The sequence below is a fragment of the Campylobacter sp. LR291e genome (genome assembly GCF_008633915.1).
Taxonomy (GTDB): domain Bacteria; phylum Campylobacterota; class Campylobacteria; order Campylobacterales; family Campylobacteraceae; genus Campylobacter_D.
The window spans coordinates 21,437-43,801 of record NZ_VJNV01000002.1 but is presented as its reverse complement, the minus strand read 5'-3'; the positions used below and the strand labels follow the sequence as shown (position 1 = coordinate 43,801).

General features: G+C 29.2%; 23 protein-coding genes. 10 read left to right on the top strand and 13 right to left on the bottom strand.

What is annotated here, in order from left to right:
• Positions 1 to 10: 10 nt before the first annotated feature.
• Genes FMM58_RS00875 through rpiB form a run of 7 tightly spaced genes read right to left on the bottom strand, consistent with a single transcriptional unit; the run spans position 11 to position 5,936 of the window.
• A complete protein-coding gene (locus FMM58_RS00875) occupies positions 11 to 1,384 on the bottom strand; it encodes a cation:dicarboxylate symporter family transporter (RefSeq protein WP_223810133.1) in 1,374 nt (457 codons plus the stop codon).
• Entirely contained in the window at positions 1,381 to 2,484 is a 1,104-nt protein-coding gene (gene ychF / locus FMM58_RS00870; RefSeq protein WP_150139480.1) for a redox-regulated ATPase YchF, read from the bottom strand. The genes FMM58_RS00875 and ychF overlap by 4 nt, the downstream gene beginning before the upstream one ends.
• Positions 2,481 to 3,932: a leucyl aminopeptidase gene (locus tag FMM58_RS00865; RefSeq protein ID WP_150139478.1), complete on the bottom strand. Its 1,452-nt coding sequence runs from the start codon at positions 3,930 to 3,932 to the stop codon at positions 2,481 to 2,483. Before FMM58_RS00865 ends, ychF begins: the two co-directional genes overlap by 4 nt.
• The gene (locus tag FMM58_RS00860; RefSeq protein WP_223810132.1) at positions 3,922 to 4,566 is read right to left on the bottom strand and encodes a DedA family protein; all 645 of its coding nucleotides are present in this window, start codon (positions 4,564 to 4,566) and stop codon (positions 3,922 to 3,924) included. Before FMM58_RS00860 ends, FMM58_RS00865 begins: the two co-directional genes overlap by 11 nt.
• Positions 4,567 to 4,615: 49 nt before the next feature.
• Positions 4,616 to 5,164, bottom strand: coding sequence for an adenine phosphoribosyltransferase (locus FMM58_RS00855; RefSeq protein WP_150139474.1), 549 nt, complete (start codon positions 5,162 to 5,164; stop codon positions 4,616 to 4,618).
• A complete protein-coding gene (locus FMM58_RS00850) occupies positions 5,161 to 5,502 on the bottom strand; it encodes a coiled-coil domain-containing protein (RefSeq protein ID WP_150139472.1) in 342 nt (113 codons plus the stop codon). The genes FMM58_RS00855 and FMM58_RS00850 overlap by 4 nt, the downstream gene beginning before the upstream one ends.
• Complete coding sequence (gene rpiB / locus FMM58_RS00845; protein ID WP_150139470.1) at positions 5,499 to 5,936, bottom strand: ribose 5-phosphate isomerase B; 438 nt, start codon at positions 5,934 to 5,936, stop codon at positions 5,499 to 5,501. Before rpiB ends, FMM58_RS00850 begins: the two co-directional genes overlap by 4 nt.
• Positions 5,937 to 6,099: 163 nt before the next feature.
• On the opposite strand from rpiB, the gene FMM58_RS00840 reads away from it, so the two are divergent.
• The 7 genes from FMM58_RS00840 (at position 6,100) to FMM58_RS00810 (ending at position 12,504) form a co-directional block, all read left to right on the top strand.
• A complete protein-coding gene (locus tag FMM58_RS00840) occupies positions 6,100 to 6,654 on the top strand; it encodes a CheB methylesterase domain-containing protein (protein ID WP_150180284.1) in 555 nt (184 codons plus the stop codon).
• A gap of 1 nt (position 6,655) precedes the next feature.
• Positions 6,656 to 7,447, top strand: coding sequence for a CheR family methyltransferase (locus tag FMM58_RS00835; RefSeq protein WP_150180283.1), 792 nt, complete (start codon positions 6,656 to 6,658; stop codon positions 7,445 to 7,447).
• 58 nt (positions 7,448 to 7,505) lie between these two features.
• Entirely contained in the window at positions 7,506 to 8,435 is a 930-nt protein-coding gene (locus FMM58_RS00830) for a ribose-phosphate pyrophosphokinase (RefSeq protein ID WP_150139464.1), read from the top strand.
• Between the two features lie 78 nt (positions 8,436 to 8,513).
• Complete coding sequence (locus tag FMM58_RS00825) at positions 8,514 to 9,410, top strand: NAD(P)H-dependent glycerol-3-phosphate dehydrogenase (protein ID WP_150180282.1); 897 nt, start codon at positions 8,514 to 8,516, stop codon at positions 9,408 to 9,410.
• Entirely contained in the window at positions 9,407 to 10,579 is a 1,173-nt protein-coding gene (locus FMM58_RS00820) for a metal-dependent hydrolase (protein ID WP_150139460.1), read from the top strand. The genes FMM58_RS00825 and FMM58_RS00820 overlap by 4 nt, the downstream gene beginning before the upstream one ends.
• Positions 10,579 to 11,895, top strand: coding sequence for an MATE family efflux transporter (locus tag FMM58_RS00815; RefSeq protein ID WP_150139458.1), 1,317 nt, complete (start codon positions 10,579 to 10,581; stop codon positions 11,893 to 11,895). Before FMM58_RS00820 ends, FMM58_RS00815 begins: the two co-directional genes overlap by 1 nt.
• On the top strand, positions 11,896 to 12,504 hold the full coding sequence (locus FMM58_RS00810; RefSeq protein ID WP_150180281.1) for a M48 family metallopeptidase: 609 nt from the start codon (positions 11,896 to 11,898) through the stop codon (positions 12,502 to 12,504).
• On the opposite strand, the gene FMM58_RS00805 is transcribed toward FMM58_RS00810, so the two are convergent.
• Positions 12,501 to 13,292 carry an alpha/beta hydrolase gene (locus FMM58_RS00805; protein ID WP_150139454.1) on the bottom strand — a complete coding sequence of 264 codons (792 nt, stop codon included), beginning with the start codon at positions 13,290 to 13,292 and terminating at the stop codon, positions 12,501 to 12,503. The genes FMM58_RS00810 and FMM58_RS00805 overlap by 4 nt on opposite strands.
• A 95-nt stretch (positions 13,293 to 13,387) precedes the next feature.
• On the opposite strand from FMM58_RS00805, the gene FMM58_RS00800 reads away from it, so the two are divergent.
• Complete coding sequence (locus FMM58_RS00800) at positions 13,388 to 14,329, top strand: hypothetical protein (protein WP_150141755.1); 942 nt, start codon at positions 13,388 to 13,390, stop codon at positions 14,327 to 14,329.
• A 13-nt stretch (positions 14,330 to 14,342) separates the two neighbouring features.
• Here FMM58_RS00800 and FMM58_RS00795 read toward each other — a convergent pair whose 3' ends face one another.
• Both FMM58_RS00795 and FMM58_RS00790 read right to left on the bottom strand, forming a co-directional pair.
• Positions 14,343 to 14,909: a YceI family protein gene (locus tag FMM58_RS00795; protein ID WP_150150970.1), complete on the bottom strand. Its 567-nt coding sequence runs from the start codon at positions 14,907 to 14,909 to the stop codon at positions 14,343 to 14,345.
• Positions 14,910 to 14,977: 68 nt separating this feature from the next.
• On the bottom strand, positions 14,978 to 15,343 hold the full coding sequence (locus tag FMM58_RS00790) for an HIT family protein (RefSeq protein ID WP_150141757.1): 366 nt from the start codon (positions 15,341 to 15,343) through the stop codon (positions 14,978 to 14,980).
• Positions 15,344 to 15,446: 103 nt separating this feature from the next.
• Between FMM58_RS00790 and FMM58_RS00785 the strand changes: the two genes are divergently transcribed.
• Positions 15,447 to 16,088 carry a putative metalloprotease CJM1_0395 family protein gene (locus FMM58_RS00785; protein ID WP_150141758.1) on the top strand — a complete coding sequence of 214 codons (642 nt, stop codon included), beginning with the start codon at positions 15,447 to 15,449 and terminating at the stop codon, positions 16,086 to 16,088.
• Positions 16,089 to 17,253: 1,165 nt separating this feature from the next.
• On the opposite strand, the gene FMM58_RS00780 is transcribed toward FMM58_RS00785, so the two are convergent.
• The gene (locus FMM58_RS00780) at positions 17,254 to 18,570 is read right to left on the bottom strand and encodes an MFS transporter (RefSeq protein WP_150141759.1); all 1,317 of its coding nucleotides are present in this window, start codon (positions 18,568 to 18,570) and stop codon (positions 17,254 to 17,256) included.
• Between the two features lie 109 nt (positions 18,571 to 18,679).
• Between FMM58_RS00780 and rdgB the strand changes: the two genes are divergently transcribed.
• Positions 18,680 to 19,285: an RdgB/HAM1 family non-canonical purine NTP pyrophosphatase gene (gene rdgB, locus FMM58_RS00775; RefSeq protein ID WP_150141760.1), complete on the top strand. Its 606-nt coding sequence runs from the start codon at positions 18,680 to 18,682 to the stop codon at positions 19,283 to 19,285.
• A gap of 76 nt (positions 19,286 to 19,361) precedes the next feature.
• On the opposite strand, the gene FMM58_RS00770 is transcribed toward rdgB, so the two are convergent.
• Complete coding sequence (locus FMM58_RS00770; protein WP_150141761.1) at positions 19,362 to 21,788, bottom strand: efflux RND transporter permease subunit; 2,427 nt, start codon at positions 21,786 to 21,788, stop codon at positions 19,362 to 19,364.
• 1 nt (position 21,789) lies between these two features.
• Positions 21,790 to 22,359 (bottom strand): phospholipid-binding protein MlaC, encoded by a 570-nt coding sequence (locus tag FMM58_RS00765; RefSeq protein ID WP_150141762.1) that lies wholly within the window; start codon positions 22,357 to 22,359, stop codon positions 21,790 to 21,792.
• Between the last annotated feature and the right edge of the window lie 6 nt (positions 22,360 to 22,365).

Sequence of the window (22,365 nt, the reverse complement as noted above, 5' to 3'; positions counted from 1 at the left end):
TAAATTTTTCTTAACTTAGCCCTGCATTGTGAAATTCCTCAGGGTGATTTATAGCATAATTAAATTTGTCCCAATCAATTTGTCTTTCCCAAATAGCAACAATCAAAGCAGCCACGCTATTACCACACAAATTTCCAACAGCCCTCATCTCAGACATAAACTTATCAACGCCCAACAAAACAGATATTGCAGCCACTGGCAAGACCTCAGCAAGCATTGCCCCTGCCCCGTTATTTGCTTCTGGAATTTGCATAGTACCAAGTGCAGCAAGGGTACTACCAAGTACTATAAAGCCTGAACCTGTAACGCCAACAGCTCCCTTTGAGGCCACCATTAAAACAAGGATTATTGAAATTTCATGCGTTAAGGATAAATTCACATTAAAGGCCTGTGCTAGAAAGATTAAACTCATTGACAAATAAATATTAGTACAATCTAAATTAAAACTATACCCGGTAGGTAAAACAAGCCCCACCGTGGCCTTTGAAATTCCAGCCTTTTCAAGCTTTCTCATTAAAGGGGCTAGGGCTGACTCACTTGAACTTGTAGCAAAGACTATTAAAACTTCCCTTGATATAAAATACATAAATTTAAAGATATTTACCCTTACAAAATAGCAAATCGCCCCGGCTACCCCAAAGATAAAAATCAAACAAGATATAAGCATTACAAATAATAAATATCCTAAATTCACCAAAGAACTAAGCCCATATTTTGCCACTAAAAAGGCCATGGCACTAAAGGCAGCAATGGGCGAAAAATACATTATAATTTGTAAAATTTTAAAAACAAAACTTTGTAAAATTTCAAAGAATTTTTGAATATATGCCTTTTCATCGGGCTTTAATAAAGAAATAATAATAGCACTTAAAAGAGCAAGTACCAAAACTTGCAAGGTTTTACCTTCAGAAAATGGGCTTATTAATCCTTGGGGAATGGCCTCTTTTAAGATATTGATAATCTCGGTACTTGCACTAATTTCTCTCGTTTGAGTTGTAAATTGTATAACTGAGCTTGCATCTACTAAATTTGCATCTAAATTCATGCCTGTGCCAGGTTTCATAACATTTGCCATAAAAATACCAATGGCAAGGGCTATAGTACTTACTACTTCAAAATAAATTAAAGCCTTAACCCCTATACTACCTACTTTTTTAAGGCTTTCAAGGCTTATAATTCCAAGTATTATAGTAATAAAAATAATAGGGCCTATTAAAATTTTCAAAGCCTTAATAAAATAATCCATCCCAGGCTTACAAGCAATGGCTATTTCTTTATCAATTAGCCCTAAAACAATACCTGCTATTATGCCAAATATCACCCAAAAAGCTAGACTTTTATATAAAGTTTTAATTTTCTTTTCCTTTGAAAAATTTAAATTTATACATTAAATCTAAAATGTATAATATCGCCATCTTTAACTATATAATCTTTTCCTTCAAGGCGAAGTTTTCCTGCTTCTTTTGCCCCACTTTCTCCACCAAATTTTATAAAATCATCATAGCTAATAACTTCTGCTTTGATAAAACCTTTTTCAAAATCATTATGTATAACGCTTGCTGCCTTTGGTGCTTTAAAGCCATTTTTTATAGTCCAAGAACGAACCTCAATCTCCCCAGCAGTAAAATAACTAATAAGCCCTAGCTTAGAAAAAGCATTTTTTATGATTTGTTCAAGACCACTTTCATTAGCCCCCAAAGACTCTAAAAGCTCATGGCTTTCTTCCTTGCTAAGTACTACTAATTCTTCTTCTAACTTAGCACAAAGTTTTATAACCTCGTTTCCTTCTTTGCTAGCATATTCTTTAAGCTTTTTTACATATTCATTATCCTTACTAATGCTTTCTTCGTCGACATTTGCACCATAAATTACATTTTTTGCCGAAAGCAATCTTAATTCTTTATTTAAACTTTTAAAAATTTCACTTTCTTTTTCTTCAAAGCAATTAGCACTAAGTCCTTTATTTAAATGCGTTAAAAGCAAATTTGCAAGTTCTAAACTTTCCTTAGCACCCTTTATATTTGCCTTTACTTCTTTGTTTAATTTTTCTATTTTTTTACTAAGTTGTTCAATATCTGCTAAAATGAGTTCTGTAATAATGATTTCAATATCTCTAATAGGGTCAGTTTCTCCTTCAACATGGGTAATATTTGAATCATCAAAACAGCGAACAATATGTAAGATTAACTCCGTTTCTCTTATATTAGATAAAAATTTATTACCCAAACCCTCGCCCTTACTAGCACCCTTGACAAGCCCTGCAATATCTACAAATTCTATTAAAGAATGTAAAATTTTTTCAGGTTTTACAATCTTAGCTAGTTCAAAAAGCCTAGAATCAGGTACCTCAACCATGGCCTTATTAGGTTCAATGGTACAAAATGGATAATTTGCACTTTGTGCATTTTGAGCCCTTGTTAATGCGTTAAAGGTAGTAGATTTACCAACATTTGGCAAACCTACTATACCAACGGCTAAACTCATTTTTTAGCCCTTAGTAAAGACATTAAAAAAGCAACGCACATTCTAACTCCAGCCCCTCCAGCTCCAAAGCTTGTATAACCCCAAGCCTTTTCAGTATAAGCAGGACCTGCTATATCAAGGTGTAGCCATTTATCTTTATATTCTTTGCGTATGAATTTATCTAAAAATAAACCGGCTGTAATAGCCCCACCATAACGACTTGAAGCAGTGTTACTAACATCGGCAATTTTTGATTTTATAAGTTCTTTTAAATAAGGATTAAAATGTAAAATAGTAGTAAATTCCCCACTTCTTTTTGAGCTTTGATAAAAGGCATTTTGAAGTTCTTCGTTATTGCCTAAAATTCCACTTGTGTACTCTCCAAGCCCTACTACACAAGCACCAGTTAGAGTAGCCATGTCTATTAATAAATCAGGCTTTAAATCTTGCGCATAAGATAGACAATCAGCTAAAACTAAACGACCTTCAGCATCTGTATTTCTTACTTCTATGCTTACGCCTTCCCTTGATATTAAAACATCATCGGGCTTATAAGCATTTCCTGCTATCATATTTTCAGTTACACCTAAAATAGCATGTACTTCAAGTTCTAAATTTAACTCACAAACTGCCTTTATAATACCCATAGCAGCTGCTGCGCCACTTTTATCAGCCTTCATTGTAAGCATATAATCACTTGGCTTTAAGCTAAGTCCACCACTATCATATGTTAAGCCCTTACCCACAAAAACTACGCGTTGTTTAGCCTTTGTGTGTTTATAACTTAAATGAATGAGTCTTGGAGGGTGAATGGAGGCCTTGTTTACAGCTAAAAAGGCGTTCATTTTTTCCTTTTCTAAGAATTTTTCATCATACACCTTACAAGTAATATTTTTATGAGTTTTAGCTAAATTCTTAGCATCTTCTGCCATTTTTAAAGGGGTGTAAATTTCAGGGACCTCGTTAACTATATCCTTTACAAAATTTGTAGCATTTGCTAAAATAACTCCTCTTTCAATACCTATCTTTCCTTTATTTAAATCAACTTCTTTTTTATTTATCTCATCATTGGCAATAAAAACATTTACAAGGCTTGAAGGTGTTTTTTCACTTTTATATTTATCAAAATCATAATTTGCAAATAAAATTCCCTCAGCCATACTAGCAAAGCTTTGACCAGTACAACCACTGATTATACAAGGGGCTTTAACGCTTTTAATATTTAGTTTACAAATGGCTTTTATAGCATTAAAAAAAGCTAGTCTTATGTCTTCGTGTTCAAGGCTTTTTAATTCTACAAAGACCTTTTTTAAATTCATATCAAAGCAAACACCCTCGCCCTTATAATTAGCTAATTTAAAAAAATTCTTATAAGCACTAAATGGCTTTAAATTTTTTTCTTGTACAAAATTTATCTCAAAATCAGCCTTGATTTTGTCAAGTTTTGCATTTTTAAATTCAATGTTCATTTTTCTTCCTTTTTTCTTTAAGTATGGCTTTTTCCAATTGTTTAAAGCCAAAGATTATAGTACATAAAAATACTATCACAATCACAGCTGCCAAATACCAATGCGAACTAGCCCATTTTAAAGCATCTAAAATTTGTTTTCCAAAAAACCAAGCTAAAAGTATGGTAATAGCAGCCCACACCCAAGCAGAAAATAAATTTATAATGGCAAATTTCTTAGCACTATATCTAGTGATGCCTATACTCATAGGAATTACGGTTCTAAAACCATACATATAACGTTGGGCAAAGATTATTGGCCAGCCAAAACGTTGTAAAAGTAAATGTGCAATGGCAAATTTGCGTCTTTGAGTTTTAAGCTTTTTTTGTATGAATTTTTTATTGTATCTTCCTATATAAAAATAAATTTGGTCCCCCACAAAGCCACCAAGTCCGGCTACAAAAACGGCTATAAAAGTATTTAATTTATCATCATGTGCTGCAAGTCCTGCAAAGATTAAGCCAAGTTCTCCTTCTAAAATGCTCCAAAAAAATAAAATCACATAACCCCAGTTTTCAACATGCTCGTTCCAAATTCTAACCAAACTCTCTTCTAAAGAAAAATCCTTGCCAAAGAAAAAATATAAAAAAGCAATTAAAATTATTAATATTAAAAGTATAAGGATTTTTTTCAAAACTACTCCTTTAAAGTTCTAAAACGCTATAAACTTTTGTATATTCTGAAAGCTTTTTAAGCCCATCAAATTCGCTTAAATGCATTAAAAAACAAGCCCCTATACAATCTCCACCTGCTTTTTTTATAAGATTGTAACCTGCAATTGCAGTACCTCCTGTAGCTAGCACATCATCAATTAATAAAACCTTTGGATTTTTCATACCACGAAAGGCATCTTGGTGAATTTGAAGTGTTTCTTGTCCATATTCTAAGGTATACTCGCAAGAAAATTTTAAAAAGGGTAGTTTATTTGGCTTTCTAACTGGAACAAAAGGGATGCTAAGCTTAGCACTCAAAGCTGCTGCTAAAACAAAACCCCTACTTTCAACGCCTACTATAAAATCAATCCTTTTTTTTTCATAGTAATCTTTTAAATGTTCAAGTAAAAACATAAAGGCATCTTTATCATTTAAAAGCGTGGTAATATCGCGAAACTGCACACCTTCAATGGGAAAATTTGACACAACTCTAATGCTACTGAGTAAATATTGTTTTCCATTTTTATTAAGTTTTTTCATAATAGGGCCTCTATCTTAGCTTCTAGTTCTTTGATTCTTTGTCTTAACTTATCATTTTCTAAGCGATATTGTGAATTCCTTGTTCTTAAAGAGGTTAAATCCGCTTTGATTTTGTTAAGTTCTTCAGTTAAAATATCTATATTTCCTAAACTTCTTTGAAGTTGAACTTGTAGTTTTCTAATGATAATTTCAGTATCATCAAGATTATTTTTAATAAAATCTTTTGAGAATTTTTCTTTATTAAGCAAGGTTTTATAATAAAACAACATTACGACAAGATAAATTGTCGCACACACAAGCACTGTTAAAATGAGCCAATTTGCCACGGGATGATTCATTTATTTACCTCGATTTTTTGAATTCTTTGTATATGTCGTCCATTTTCAAAGGGTGTATTTATAAAATTTGTAATAATATCAATAGCTAAACTAATGCCTATTAATCTACCTCCAAGGGCCAGTACATTAGCATCATTATGCTTTCTTGCTAATCTTGCACTTAAACTTTCACTACATAAAGCACATCTTATATTTTCATGTCTATTTGCAGCTATTGAAACGCCTATTCCAGAGCCACAAATTATAATGCCAAAACTTGTCTCATCTATATTTTTAGCTAGTAAATGAGCAAAATCAGGATAATCACAACTTTCTTTATTATTAGTTCCAAGGTCTTTAAAATTTAAATTTTCATCCTTTAAAAATGTGCAAATTTGGGTCTTTAAGTCAAATCCAGCATGGTCACTTGCTATGTAAATTTTATCTTTTAACATGTCTTATCCAAAAAATTTATCTTAGAACTTTGGAATTTTAACACAATAAAGTATAAAAATAGCTATTTTCTTTTAAAAAACTTGCAAAAATAAACTTTATTTTATTTTATGTGATAAAATACACATTTTTATAAAACTTTAAATTTCTTTGAAAGAAAACACAATGAAAATTATCTTAATAGGTTCATCAACTGGTGGTCCAAACCAACTTAAATTTTTGTTAAAGGACATTGATATAGGCAATACATGCGTAATTATAGCACAACATATGAAGCCTGATTTTATCCCTTCTTTTGTTAATCAATTTGACAAAGATGCCTTAAATGAAGTAGCCTTGCTTAATGATAAGGAAATTTTAGAAAATAGAATTTATATTTGTCAAACAAATACTATTTTAAGTGGTTCTTTAACATTAAGTGCTAGTTTTAGCGATACTAAAACAAATTTTAAGCCAAATATTAATTTGCTTTTTAATTCAGCAGTTCATTATGCAAGTGCTCATAAATTCCTTGCGATTTTATTGACAGGAATGGGAGATGACGGGGCTCATGGCTTACTTAATCTTTACAATGCCAAGGTTAAATGCCTTTGTGAAAATGAAGCAGATTGCGTTGTTTATGGTATGCCAAAAAGGGCAAAGGATTTAAATCCTAAACTTATGCCTATGAGTTTAAAAGAATTAAAAAGAGAAATTTTACATTTTGTAGAAAGCGAGTAATATGGATAAAATTATTTTTAATGATAGAGATTTAAATGAATTTATTAAGATTGTTAATGATATAAGTGGCATTGATTTAAATGACAAAAGAAATATTATAGCTTTAAAGCTAGATAAATTTGTAAATGAATTAGGTGTAAGAAGTGTTGATGAATTTTTAAGTGGACTTAGGGTAAATAAAAATTTAAAACAAAAAACAATTGATTTTGTAACCATTAGCGAAACCTATTTTTTAAGGGAATTAACCCAGTTAAAAGAAATCATAAAATACGCAAAAAGCCTTGAAAAAAGTGTAAATATTTTAAGTGCACCATGTGCAAGTGGTGAAGAGGTTTACTCCTTAGCCATACTAGCAGCTCAAATTTTATTTAAAGACTTACACATTGTAGGCATAGATATAAACACAGAAGTAATTAACGAGGCCAAACTTGCCTTATATCAAGGGAGAACCTTACAAAGATTAAGCGAAAGTGAAAAAAGACGTTTTTTTACAGAAGAAAAAAATGAGGAATTTCGCATTAAAAAAAATGAGCTTTGTACTTGCCATTTTAAACTTTGCAATGTCTTTAATAGCCATTTTGAAAAGCTTGGAAAATTTGACATTATACTTTCTAGGAATATGATTATTTATTTTGATAATATATCAAGAATGAAGCTTTTAGAAAAATTTCACAAGCTTTTAACTGATAGAGGTAGACTTTATGTGGGCAATGCTGATTTGATTCCAGAAAGTGATTATTTTAAAAAGGTTTTTTCTATAAAGGGTAGCTACTATGAAAAAATTACCTTTTAAAAGCAAAATTTAATTTTTCTTTTACTAGAATTTGGCGATTTTATTTTTAAGGTTTTAAATGCGTGGTTATAGAATTTTTTCAGGTACAGCAAATGTTGAATTTTCAAAACAAATAGCAAAATATCTTTCACTTCCTTTAAGTGATGCCGGGATTAAACGATTTAGCGATGGAGAAATAAGCGTTCAAATCGATGAAAGCGTTAGAGGAAAGGATGTTTTTATAATACAAAGTACCTGTGCCCCTGCAAATGATAATTTAATGGAACTTTTAATATTAACTGATGCATTTAGACGCTCAAGTGCAAATTCAATCACTGCAATAGTGCCCTATTTTGGCTATGCAAGACAAGATAGAAAGGCAAATCCTAGAGTGCCTATTACTGCAAAATTAGTAGCAAATTTAATAGAATCTGCTGGTATTGATAGAATAGTTACTATAGACTTACACGCCGGGCAAATTCAAGGCTTTTTTGACATTCCTGTTGATAATCTTTATGGGAGTATAATTTTTAATGATTATATAAAATCAAAGCATTTTGATAATGCCATTATAGGAAGCCCTGATATAGGTGGAGTTGCAAGAGCTAGGAGCGTAGCAAAGAATTTAGGGCTTGATATTGCCATAATTGATAAAAGAAGAGAAAGGGCAAATGAAAGCGAGGTTATGAATATAATAGGGGACGTTGTAGATAAGGATGTTATCTTAGTAGATGATATAATTGATACTGCTGGTACCATTGTAAAAGCTGCACAGGCTTTGAAAAACAAGGGTGCAAAATCTGTTATGGCGTGTTGTACCCATGCTGTTTTAAGTGGAGAAGCCTACGATAGAATATCAAGGGGCATTATCGATGAAATAGTAGTAACTGATACCATTCCTTTAAAAAATAAACTACCAAATATAAAGGTGTTAAGCGTAGCTCCTATATTTGCCGAGGTTATACGAAGAATTTATCATAATGAAAGCGTGAATTCTTTATTTATTTAATTGTAAATTTTTATACTTAAAACCTAACTTTTAATAAAACTTTGTTAAAATTAAGATTAAAAAATCAAGGCTAAATTTATGGATAAAATCGCAATTATCGGTGCTGGAAAATGGGGACTTGCCTTAAAAAATGCAATTAATGAAAATTATTCTTGTGTAATTACTTCATATTCTAAAAAAAATATAAAGGACTTTGTTAGTATTGAAGAGGCCTTAAAGGCCGAGTTTTTAATATTTGTACTAAGTACTCAAGGAATTTTACCCTGGCTAAAAGAACATTTTAAAAATAAAAATCAAAAAATTTTACTTGCCTCAAAGGGCATTGATATAAGTACTAATTCTTTCCTAGATGAGATATTTTTAAAATTTGTAGATAAAGAAAATTTTTGCGTTTTAAGTGGTCCTTCTTTTGCAAGCGAGGTTATGCAAAAACTTCCTTGTGGCCTTGTTATAAGTGGTGAAAATTTAGAACTTTGTAAAAAATTTGCTAGTTTTTTCCCAAGCTATATAAAAACCTATATTGATAGCGACATAAAGGGAGCTGAAATATGTGGGGCGTATAAAAATGTATTAGCCATTGCTAGTGGAATAAGTGATGGCCTAAATCTTGGCAATAACGCTAGGGCTTCTTTGATATCAAGAGGTCTTATAGAAATGCATAGATTTGGTAAATTCTTTGGAGCTAAAGAAGAAACTTTTTTAGGATTAAGTGGGGCCGGAGATTTATTTTTAACTGCAACTAGTACGCTTTCAAGGAATTATCGCTGTGGTTTAATGCTTAGTAAAGGATTAAGCAAGGATGAGATTATCAAAGAATTAAAAGAAGTAATAGAAGGAATCCCAACTGCTTATGGTTTGCAAGAATTAGCTAAAAAAAATGATATTTATACGCCTATTGTAAATGAAGTAGTTGCTGTTTTAAATGGTAAAAATGTAAAGGACGCTCTAAGTACTTTGCTAAAGGATAAAAAATGATTATAAAAAATGCAAAAATTTATGGAAAAAAAGAACAAGACCTTGAAATTTCAAATGGACTTATAAGTACAATAGCCCCTGCAAATTCCTTAAAAGGTGAAAGTTTTGATGCTAGTGGCTTAACTTTAATCCCTTCTTTTATAGACTTAAATATCAATCTTAAAAATAATAAATTTAGCCTTGAAAATTTAGAACTTTTAGAAAATGAATGCTTAAAGAGTGGAATTTCAAGCATAGTTTTAAGAGATGAAATGTATTTTGATGAAGAAAGTTTTGCCTTGTTTTTACAAAATTTAAGGCAAAAAAAGATAGAAATTTTTGCAAGTATTAAGGTTTTAAATAAAGAAAATGAATTTAGAAATTTAGCCACTCTTATAAATAAAGGTGCCTTTGGAATCGAACTTCAAAGTAGTTTTAATGCAAATATTTTAAGAATGGCTGCACAATATGCCTTTATGAAAAATGTCCCTATTTTCGCCCAATGCTTAAATATGGATTTTGATGATAATGGGGTTATGAATGAGTGTGAAAAAAGCTTTGAGTTAGGTCTTGTTGGCATTAGCGAGGTGGCTGAAACAAGCGAGGTAGCCAAGATAAAAGAAATTGCTAAATTTTATAAGGCAAGGGTGATTTTTGATATTATTACCCTTAAAGATTCTTTAAATTTGTTAGAAAACGAACTTGTAATGACTAGTATACACCATTTAATTAAAGATGATAGTGCGTGTGATGACTTTAATACCTCTTCAAAGATACTACCTCCACTTCGCTCAAAAGCCGATTCAAAGGCTCTAAAAAATGCTCTAAAAAATGGCAAAATCAGCTTTTTAAGCTCTTTACATTCTCCTAAATCCATAAGCTTAAAGGATTTATCCTTTGATGAGGCAGCCTTTGGAATTCATAGTGTGTGCGAATTTATAAGCCTTTGTTATACCTTTTTGATTAAAAATAATAATTTTAGCTGGGAAGAACTTTGTAAAATCACAAGCCTTAACCCTGCCCTACTTCTTGGTTTAAATAGTGGAAAAATAGAAGTTGGCAAGGTAGCAAATTTAGTACTTTTTGATGAAAATAAAAAATTAACTTTAAATTCAAGCAGTTTATATGCAAAAGATAAAATTTTTGGAGAGGTGAGGGCTCATTTTATAAATGGCAAAAAGGTATTTTAATGCCTAAAAAACAACTCTCATTAAGACAGCTTAGCATTCCTATTTTTTGGGATATGTTATCTAAAATTTTATCCTTAATCATAAATACAGCTATGGTTTCTCATTACTCAAATTTCTTAGTCGGGGCAATGGGGGCTGGAAATCAAATAACAGATTTATTTTTTACAATCTTTAATTTTTTAAGCATAGGTTGTAGCGTAGTAATCGCACAAGCAATAGGGGCAAAGGATAAACAAATAGCAAGAAAGGTGATTCATCAAAGCCTTTTTTTAAATGCCTTACTTGGCTTTACTTGTGCCTTTTTTATAGTGTGGCAGGGTGAAATTTTGTTAAAACTTATGCAAATTCCAAATGAGCTTATGAAAGATAGTACTATTTATTTGCATATGCTTGGAATTTGTTTGTTTTTTGACGCTATAGCCATTGTTTTAGCAGCCATTGTAAGAGTTTACAATCTTGCTTACTGGGTTATGTGCGTTGGCTTTTTAATGGATATAGTAATTGTTATTGGCAATTTTTTCGTACTTCACTATACAAATTTAGAACTCTTTGGGGTTGGCCTAGCAAACATAGCAGGGCGAATTGTGGTAGTAAGTTTACTACTTTTAATACTTATTTTTAAACTTAAAATTTATCTTAAATTTAAAGAAATGATAGCCTTTGAAAAAGAAATTCTTAAAAAAATCTTTAATATAGGTGGCTTTTCAGCTGGTGAAAATCTTATATGGATAGTCCAATACACCATAGCTTTTAGCTTTGTAGCAAGTTTAGGAAAAGAAAATTTAAGCGTTCAAACTATATATTTTCAAATTTCTATGCTTATAATGTTAATAGGTCAAGCAATTAGCATAGCAAATGAGATAATAATAGGAAAATTAGTAGGGGCAAGATACAATGAGATAGCTTATAAACATACCTGGATGGCCTTGTATTTAAGCTTGTTAGCAAGTGGAGTTGTGGCTGTGCTTAATTTTGCTTTACAAGATTTTACTATGGATTTATTAAAACTTGATGAGACTTTACGAAAGATTATGATACCACTTTTTGCACTCTCAATCTTTTTAGAATTATCAAGGACCTTTAATATCATAATGGTAAATGCCCTAAGGGCAAGCGGGGATGCAAAATTTCCATTTTTTAGTGGCTTAATCTTTATGATAGGAGTTTCATTGCCACTTGGCTTTTTCTTATGCTTTAATATGAATCTTGGAATTTTAGGCATTTGGATAGGTTTTTGTGCTGATGAATTTTTTAGAGGACTTGCAAATTCTTATCGTTGGAAAAGTAAAAAATGGCAAGGAAAGGTTCTTGTATAAATGCTAGAAAGTTTTTTTTATGAAGGGCGAGTGTTTTACTATAAAATCAAGCCTATTAAGTATTTGCATTTGAAATTTAACGAGGGCTTTTTTTATCTAAGTATCCCTAAAAAAACCTCTCAAAAATTAGTTTATAATTTTTTAGATAAAAATAAAACTTGGCTTGAAAATGTAGAAAAAAATTATAAAAAGGATGAAAATTTTTATTTTTTAAATAAGTGCTATGAATTAAATTTTAACCCTTCTTTTAAAAAAACTTTTTTTAATAAAACTTGCATAAATAGCCCATCTAAAAGGCATTTAAACGCATTTTTAAAAATGAATGCAAGACTTATTTTTTCTTTTTATCTTAAAAAATATGCTAGATTGACTAATTTAAACTACACGCATTTAAGCATTAAAACAATGAAAACTCGCTGGGGTTCTTGTAATCACAAAAAAGGCTATATAAATTTAAATATTAAGCTTATGCAAAAGAGCCTAAAATGTATAGAATATGTTATTTTACACGAATTAACCCATATTAAATTTCCAAATCACAGCAAAGAATTTTATGCCTTTATAGAAAATTTTATGCCAGAATACAGACAAATTGAAAAGGAATTTTAAAAATTATCTAGGCTAAATTTCATGGCCTTTTTTATAACGCTACCATGGCTTTCATTTTCAAAGATATGCAAATTTATTGTGCACTTACTATCTTGCCTTAATTTTGTGGCTAAATCATTAATATTTATTTTTGAATCTTTTAAAGAATGCGTGTTTTTTTCTAAGCTACCCTTTGCTAAAAAGATATTTGGACAATTTAAAAGACTTAATTTTGTGGGTAAAAAAGCACTTTCTCCCCACCAAAGCGATGGGCTAATTATAAAATAATGAGTAAATAAAGAACTTTCTTTAAGTAAGGTATTTAAGGCAAATAAGCCTCCAAAAGAATGACCAAAAAATCCTTGGTAATTTTCATTTATAGCAAAATTATCTTTAATATAAGGCATTAAAAATTCTTTTAAAAAGACTAAAAATTCCTTATCTCCTCCACCAACTTCGCTGCCACTTATTTTTGGCGTATAATCTTTCATTCTTTTTTGTTTATGAAAGGCTAAATTTTTACCATATCCTATGCCTACTAAGATTAAATCATCGTTTTTATCGTATAAATTTAAAAAACTTGGAAAAAAGGCATCTGCGTCTGTAAAATACAATACCTTATAATTTTTTGCCTCTTTTTTAGTCTTAGCAATATAAATTTCATAATCTTGCCCATGATGACTTAATTTTACAGGTGCTAAAATATCAAAATTCAAAAAAGCATTTTTAGAAAGTTCTTCTATAACTTGCTTTGGTTTTGCATTTAAAAAAGTAAAAAGAAGTATTAAACAAAAGCAAATTTTATACATTTTTCTCCTTAAAAAAGTTGATTATAGCAAAATTTATTACAATATTAAAATATTAGCTTTTTTATTATAAAATATGTTTTTTATAAGGAAAGTCTTTGAATTTTGTATTAAATTTTAGCTTGATTTTTGATTTTATCGTTATTTGCTTAGCCTTTTACTTTCTTTATACTCGCATTTTTTTTATAAGCCTTGGACTTTTAATAGCAAAAAGTACCTATCTTTACACGAGCATTTATCAAGCACATTTAATTAATTTTACTTTCTTGCCACTTTTATTTGGACTTTTATGCCTTAGCAAAGAAAATAAAATCATATTTTGCAAAGAAAATTTAATAAATTTTTTATGCTTGATTGTCTTTATGTTTATTAGCATTTTTCTAAGCAAGAATACCAATTTTTTAAGTGAAATTTCAAAGGTAAAAATCATAAATTTAAGCATTTTTACCCCACTTAGCGAATTTGGTTTTATTATCTTTTCAATAATGGCTTTTTTAGTTCTTGCAAGATGTATTAAAAGTATGCAGTATTATTTATTACTAGCCTATATTTTAGCCTTTGTTCAATTTTTATATACAAGATTAAGCCTTTGTTCGTACTTTGAATTTGCAAGTTTTGTCTTTTTTGTGTATTTGATTTTTAAGCTATATAAGGCCTTTTTTTATGATGAAATGACAAAATTACCCAATCAAAAAATGCTAAGATACTACCTAAAAAATAAAGAAAATTTTGTAATTGCCCTACTTCATTTTAATGAATTTGATTATGTACAAACTGCTTACAAAAGGCTTATTTTGAGGCAACTTGGCAAGGTATTAAGAAAATTTAAGACAAAAATTTTTGTAAGTGATGATGATTTTGTATTAGTTTTTGAAAATCAAAACAAGGCCTTAAAACACTTAGCTTTTTTAGAATCCTTACTTAGAAATAAAGAGTTTAGCATAGAAGATGAAAAATTTAAGCTAGATTTTAAAATAGTTTGGAGCAATAACACAAAGGAATTAACACAAAGTTTAAAAGACTTAAAGCAACGACTTTAAGTCTTTGTAAAAATTATTTTTCGTTAGCTTCAACCTCTATACTAAGGCTTACTTCGCTACCTAAAGTACTAGCATCTTTTGCAAGATTAAACTCATCTTTATTAATCTTACCATTTAGGGTAAAGCCTACTTTTTCTTTGCCATCTTTTCCCTTAGCAACACCACCAATCTCAGTATCTAAGCTAATATCCTTCGAAACACCTATCATGGTTAAGGTCCCTGTCATCTTACCCTTTTCATTGCTAATTTTTTCATATTTTTTCATAACAAATTTAATTTCTGGATGAGATTTTTCTTTGAAAAAATCATCTTGTAATAAGTGCTTATCCCTTGAAGTATTTTCTGTATTAATAGAATTTACCTTAATATTTGCTTCAAGTTTTGAAAAGGTAAAATTCGCTGAGTCAAAATCAATAACTGCAGAATAATCCTTAAAATTTCCCTTTACATTACTAATACCAAGGTGTTTAATCTTAAAACCAACATCAGTATGAGTTTTATCTAGGCTATATTCCTTTGCTAAAAGCGAAGTACTAAGCAAACTAACCGCTACAAGCGAACTAAGTAAAATTTTTTTCATTTTTTCTCCTTAATTTGAAAATTATATGTAATTTTAACCTTGCAATATAAATTATAAATTAACAAAAATTATTTTTTAAGCCTTTTGTGCAAAAATGATACAAAATCATTAAAATCAGCCAAATTTAAAGACTTAATCTCTCTTTGCTGCTTTCCCCACATACATTCTGGGAAAAAAGCATCATCTTTAAAGCGAGCCATTACATGAAAATGAACCCTTGGTACATAGTTTGCAAAGGATGCTATATTGATTTTATCAGGTTTATAAAATTCTAGCATTGCTTTTTCTGCTTTTAAAACAAGCTTAAAAAGCTTTTTTTGGACCTTTTTTGGACAATGGCTAAGTTCTTTATATTCTTTCTTTGTAAAAATTTTAAGCCATGGAATTTGAGACTCTTCTTTTTCTATGTAGAAAAAATTATTTTCATAAATCATCTTTTATCCTTTGTTAAAAATTTGACATATTTTACAAAAAATTGTATAAATTTTTAAGCAAAGTTAAAGTAAAATGATTAAAAATCAAAGAAAAGGAGAAAAAATGCAAATTAATTCAAATCTTTATAATACCTTTTCTTTTTACAATTCACAAAATTTAGAAGATACAAATTCTACAAACCAAGAAGACACCACGCAAATAAACGGCGTTGAGTTAAATGATAGCGAGTTAAGGCAGGTTAAAGAACTGCAACAAATAGATAGAGAAGTAAGAGCACACGAAGCAGCACATCAAGCAGCTGGTGGAGGGCTTACTGGTAGTGCAAATTATAGCTATGAAAAGGGACCTGATAATCAAATGTATGCGGTGGCTGGTGAGGTACCTATTAGTATGAAAAAAGGTGGAACACCTGAACAAACTATAGTAAATGCTAGAAAAATTTATGCTGCTGCCATGGCACCGGCTGACCCTAGTCCACAAGATTATAGGGTGGCAAATGATGCCTTAAAAATGGAAAGTGAGGCAAGGGTTCAAAAAAATGAAGAACAAAAGGCCGAACTTGAGGAAAAAAAGGATACACAAAATTCAAACGAAGAAGAAGGCTTTGAAGTAGATACACCCGAAAAAATAAACACTTCAACGACTTCAAGCTATACTATTTCAAATTTAGCAAAAAATAATTATGTATTTAGTGCTTATACACAAAACAAAGAAATAGGCTCAAATTTAAATATAGCGTCTTAGTTTATTGTTTGTTTTTTGCAAATTTTTTTATTTATATACTTCTAGATTTTATATTACTTACAATTTTTATAATATTTTTTAACTATACGCTCAATCTCGTCTTGATATTCTTTTGAATTATTATATATATCAAGGCATTGCATAGAATATGTATTTTTCATATTTACTGACAATCTTAATTTCCAAATAAATTTTTTAAACTTATTTTTATCGTTATTTAACCATTCTTTATTATTTAAACCTATTTTAGTTTCAAAATGTTTAATTAAAAAATAATTGTTAATTTGATATATATCATCTGATAACAATGGATAATAATTACTTTTAATAAGTTTTAAGCAATATTCAAAACCTCTTTTTTTTAAAGCTATAACTCGTTGTTCATATGCATATGGTTATTTATACTCTTCTAACACATTCATAGTTTCAATAGCTATTGCAAAAGAAAAAGTGTAAAAAATTAATAAAATAATTTTCATAATATACCTTATTTAAGTATCTAAAAATCAATTTTTTTAGTATAATAAATATATGTATTAGTATATATATGTTGTAAAACCAAATTTAAATTATAAAGTTCTTTTTCAAAATAATCGCCTTTTATACAATATTCTAAACCAATTTTTTTGGAAAGTTTTACCTTTTTCTCATATGGATATTACTCTCTATCTACCTTGTATATAAATCCCATTTTTATAGCTATTTTATTATATTCATCAAATTTTTATGTGTTGTTAATATCATTTGCATTAACAACTAAAAATACACAAAGCAATAAAAATTTTTTCATATTTAATCTTTTAATTCCCAAAAATCAAGTTTAACATCACCTATATTACCAAGATAATAATTGTTAGCCATTTTATTTTCCACATCTACAAAATCCGTTTGATTCCACAAAGTTGTATGAGAAAAATATTGTTTTATATCATAATTTTTAATTAAAACACCTTTATTGTCACTATACCTTATTGTCTTTGTAGTTTATATAATATTTCCTGTCTATCGTCATTATTTAATTTTTCACTAATTTCTAGTTTTTCCCATTTATCATATAATTTAATTATAATTTTTTGCAAATTTTTTTTCGTGATAAAAGAAATTTATTATACTTTTTTCAAAGAGATTAAAAGCTATATTTTTATTTGCACAAAAGCTAGTTGCACTAAATTTTTAACATTTCTTTTAAGCTGATCTCATTTATTATTTTACTATCAAATTTTATAACTAAATATTTTGTATTTTTATAAATATCAACTATGCCTAAAATTTGATTATTTAAATTTAACTTAGTATCTAAGGATAAATAAAGATTTTTAAACTCGCTTGGATTTTTTAAAAAACAAAGCAAAATAAGCCAAATGATAGAAAAAAAGGCTAGTATGATACATAAAATATCAAAATTATTAAAAAATAGCCCTCCTAAAAGTCCGCCTATAAAACTTCCACAATAACCAAAAGAATTAAAAATGCCTAAGGCAACCCCCTTTTCATTAACCTTACAAAATTTAGAAGCACAGCTTTGCATAATAGGTTCGTGTAAGTTAAAACCTATAAAAAATATAACAACAGCAACGATAAAAACACCATTTGCTATGCTTAAACTAAAATTTGCCAATAAACACACAACAAAAAGTACATAGCTTAATATAAAAAATAAAACGCCAAGTATTAAAATTTGCTTACTAAGCCCTCTTTTTTCACCTAAACTTCCAGCCAAGCCCATAGCAAAAAAACCTGCAAGCATTGCTAAGATATAAACCTTATAAAGTTCATCTTCTTTAAAGATACCAAAACCCTTAACCAAAACTATAGGAATACTTAAAAAAGCTAAACTCATAAGCATTTTTTGCATAAAATTTGTTAAATTCATTAGGGCTAAATTTTTATCTTTAAAAAGGTGCAAAAGTGGCGTTTTTTCATTGTGGTGGATGATTTTTGTTTCCTTTGGTAAAAAAGCAAAAAGCAAGATTATACATAAAAAGCTTAATATTGCACTTAAATCAAAAAGGCTTGAAAGTCCAAATTTAGCACTCATTATAGGAGCTATAAGCATGGAGGTAGCAAAGGAAATTCCTATAAACGAGCCCATTATAGCCATTGCCTTACCTCTTTTTTCTTCTGGTACAAAATCACTTATCATAGCAGTAGCCACAGCCCCAATCGCTCCACTTCCTTGAAGTAAGCGTCCAAAAATCATCATATAAATATCACTTGCAAAAGAACATACCAAAGAACCTATTATAAATATTAAAAGCCCAAAAAGCATAGTTTTTTTACGCCCTATTTTATCGCTTAACATACCAAAGGGAGTTTGTAAAAGCATTTGAGTAAGAGCATAAATTCCAACAAGCATACCGATTAAAAAATCATTTGCCCCCTTTAAATTTAAAGCATATAAACTAAGCACAGGCAAAACTATAAAAAGCCCAAAAAATCTAGTAGCTACTATAAAAGATAAGATGAAAATATTTTTTAACATTTTTTGTCCTATTTAAAAAATATAAGTTTACTATTAAATGCTTTAACTCATTATTAAGATTTAAAGTCTTTTTAGCTAAGATTAGATTTAAAATTTCATAGGAGAGACAATGAAGATTATTTTAGCAACCAATAATGCACACAAATTTGCAGAATTAAAAGAACTTTTAAAGTCTTATAAATGCTATTCTTTAAACGAACTTTCAGGGCAATTTAATATAGAAGAAAATGGTACTTCTTTTAAGGAAAATGCCTTAATAAAATCAAGGGCAATTTTTAATCTATTAACCCCTAAAGACAAAGAAAAATTTGTCGTTTTAAGTGATGATAGTGGGCTTTGTGTTGATATTTTGCATGGAAGACCTGGAATTTTTTCAAGCCGTTTTTCTGGTGTAAAAGATGATAAGGCTAATAAGGAAAAACTTGCCTTAGAACTCGAAACCTTAGGGCTTAGTGAAAGTAAGGCGTATTTTTGTTGTGCTATAGCCATTAGTTCTAAATTTGGAGATTTTTCAACTCATGGCTTTCTTTATGGTAAAATAATCACTCAGCAAAAGGGTAAAAATGGCTTTGGTTATGATAGTATGTTTATACCTGATAATTACGATAAAACCCTAGCCCAGCTAAGTGAAAATGAAAAAAATCAAATTTCACACAGAAGTCGTGCTATAAAGGTTGCAAAGCCTATACTTAAAAAATTAAAAAGGAATATGTAATGACTACATTTATAAAATATATGCTTATAGTAATAGTGCTTTTTGTTGTAGTAACAGCCTTTAGTATGTATTTTGATTAATATCTTTTTGGCTTTGTAAGGGTTGATAAAAAGCTTGGAAGTAAAAATAAACTTCCACTTAATAACAAAAACATTACAAAAATAGTCAAAATTCCAAAATAAATAGTAGGTATAAAATTGCTAGTTAGCATAACGCTAAAGCCTAAGATGATGCTTATGCTTGTATAATACAGGGCTGAGCCCACTGCTAGATGTGTTGTTCTAATTGAGTATTTAATACCCTTGTGTTTTATTTCTTCTTTAAAGCGATAAATATAATGCAAGGCATCATCAACGCCTATTCCAATGGCAATAGCTGCTATTGTTATACTCATTATATCAAGAGGAATTTCAAAAATTCCCATTAAGGCAAAAACTATACTTAAAGGTATAACATTTACTAAGATTGCAATAAGGGCTAATTTTAAATTTCTAAAAATAAGCACGAAAAGCACAAAAATAGCTAAAATCACAAAGGAAAGCGTATTAAACTGCGACGCAAAAAGGCTTTGTAGCATGTTATTATATAAAAGCATAATGCCTGTTAATTGAAATTTAACCCCATCATCCTTTAAAAGTTCTTTTAACTCATCATTTAAGCTTAATAAAAATTCATTTCTTCTAAGCTTAGTATCTGAGTCAACTATTCTCATTACAAAGCGAAGTTCGTTATTTTCAATACTAACATAAGAAGATAATAATTCTTGCTTAAACTCACCTGGCAAATTCTCATTTAAAAAAGCTAAGGCAAAATCATCTAACTCCTTGCCATCATTTACTTTTTTACCAAGTTCCAAAAGGCTATTTAAGCTTAAAATTGAACCTACAAATTCTTTATTCGCTAAGAATTCATGCACCTTTTTTGCAATACGCGTTTTTTTAGCATTGAAAAAATAAGTATCCTGCTTTGCTAGTTCATTAAATTCGCTTTCAAAGTCTAAATTTTCATTATTTAAATCTTCTTTTTTCTCTTCTTCAAAATTAATCACTACTTCTAAGGGAATGGTACCACCTAAATTTCTATCAATGACTAATAAGCCTTTTTTTATATCACTGCCATCCTTAAAATAATTCACAAACGAATTTTCTACCTTTAAAGAACTAATACCCCAAAGTGCAATAAATACGCCAATAATAGCTAGTAGAAAAATCATTTTTCTATATTTTAAACTAGCATTTGCACAAAAATTTAAAAAATTTGCGTTAAAATCTTTGTATCTGTAAATTCTAATATTAAATAAAACAAGCATACTTGCTAAAAAAAGATAACTTAAAATAAGTGAAAAAGCAATGCCTATACTCATCATAATACCAAGTTGAATAATAGGCTGGATATTAGAAAAAATCAAAGATAAAAAGCCAATAATTGTAGTAAATATAGCAAAAAAACTAGGCTTTGCCTTTGCTAATAAGGTTTGAAGTACTACGCGTTTTAATTTTGCGTTTGGGTACTTACTAGAAGTTTGTACAAAATGCGTTATTAAATGCACTATAACACTTAGTGTAATGATTAAAACAAGGGCTACATAATTTGAAGAAATAACCGTGATTTGAAAATCAAATAATGCAAAAAGTCCACTTGCACTGCTTAAAGATATAAAGCAAATAAATAATGGCAGTATTATAAAATAAAAAGAACGGAAAAAGTACCATAAGGCAAAACCTAGCAAGAATATTAAAGACAATCCATAAAGTGCTAAATCACTTTTTATGTAAGCAATCATATCATCAGCTATCATATTTATGCCACCTAAATAAAGCGTGTGACCTTTATTTTCATAACTTTTAACTAGTTCTTTAATACTTATAAGGGTTTGTTTGTCAAGTTCTCTTTGTTTATCTTGATGCTTTTTAATTGCCAGTCTTAACTTTGCCTTTTCATTTTCATTTGTAGTACTATCCCTTGTTTCAATCAAATTTGCGTAGGTTAAATCAGGTTCTAAATAAATAATTAAACCCAAAAATTTAGAATCCTTTGAGATTAAATTTAATCTATAAAAAGGACTATTTAAAATTTCATCCTTAGCCTTTTTGAAATTTATATTTTCATCCCTTATAGTAGGAATATGCTTTAAAAGTTCTTTTAAATCATTTTCATTTGTGCTTTGCAACAGGGGTGCATTTATGATACTTAAAACCTTTTTAACTTGAAAAATTTCTTCTAAGCTTTTATGCAAGGATTCAAGCTCGTTTAAACTTTGCGTTGAAAATGGATTTTCATCACTTGGCTTAAAGGCTAACATTAAAAAATTATCACTTTTATAATGCTTTGAAAGTTCCCTAAATACCTTTAAATCCTTATCATCTTCTAAAAGTAAACTCTCAGCACTTGCATCAACGCTTAATTTGAAGGCAAAAAAGCTTAAAAAAAGACAGAGTGCTAAGGTCGCAAAAAAGGTTATTTTTGCGTTATTTATTAGAATTTTAAGGATACGAGCTAACATTTTATTCTATGATAATCGTATTTAATTTATTTAACAAGGCATTAAAATTTTCATTTTCTAAGATATCTCCAAATTGCGAACGATAGGTTTGAACTATGCTAATACCTAAAACATCAAAATCATAAATTAACCAATCATTATTTTCCTTATAAAATTTAAAAACTACATTCTTTTCTTCTCCATCAATCACCATAGCACTAGTTAAAAAATATCTCTTTTCATTTTTTAACTCGCCTTTTTTAACCTTTAAAGTCTGGTCCTTATAAAGACTAAGTTTATCAGTAAAACTTTTTTTAAGACTTTCTTCAAAAGCCTTATTATAGGTTTCTTGCTGGACCGAGTCTAAATTTTTATAATATTTTGAAAGACTAAGTCTAGCCATTAATTTATAATCAATAATATCATCAAATATTGCAAATATTGTACTTGCAGCCTGTTTTTTGTCCCCTTGAGTTTGTTTTAAAATTTGCAAACTTTTATCTATATTTGTTTGCATAACACTTTCTATATTATTAAGTTCTAGGCCAAAAAGTACCAAACTAAGACTTAAAAATAATAGTATTTTTTTCATTTTTTC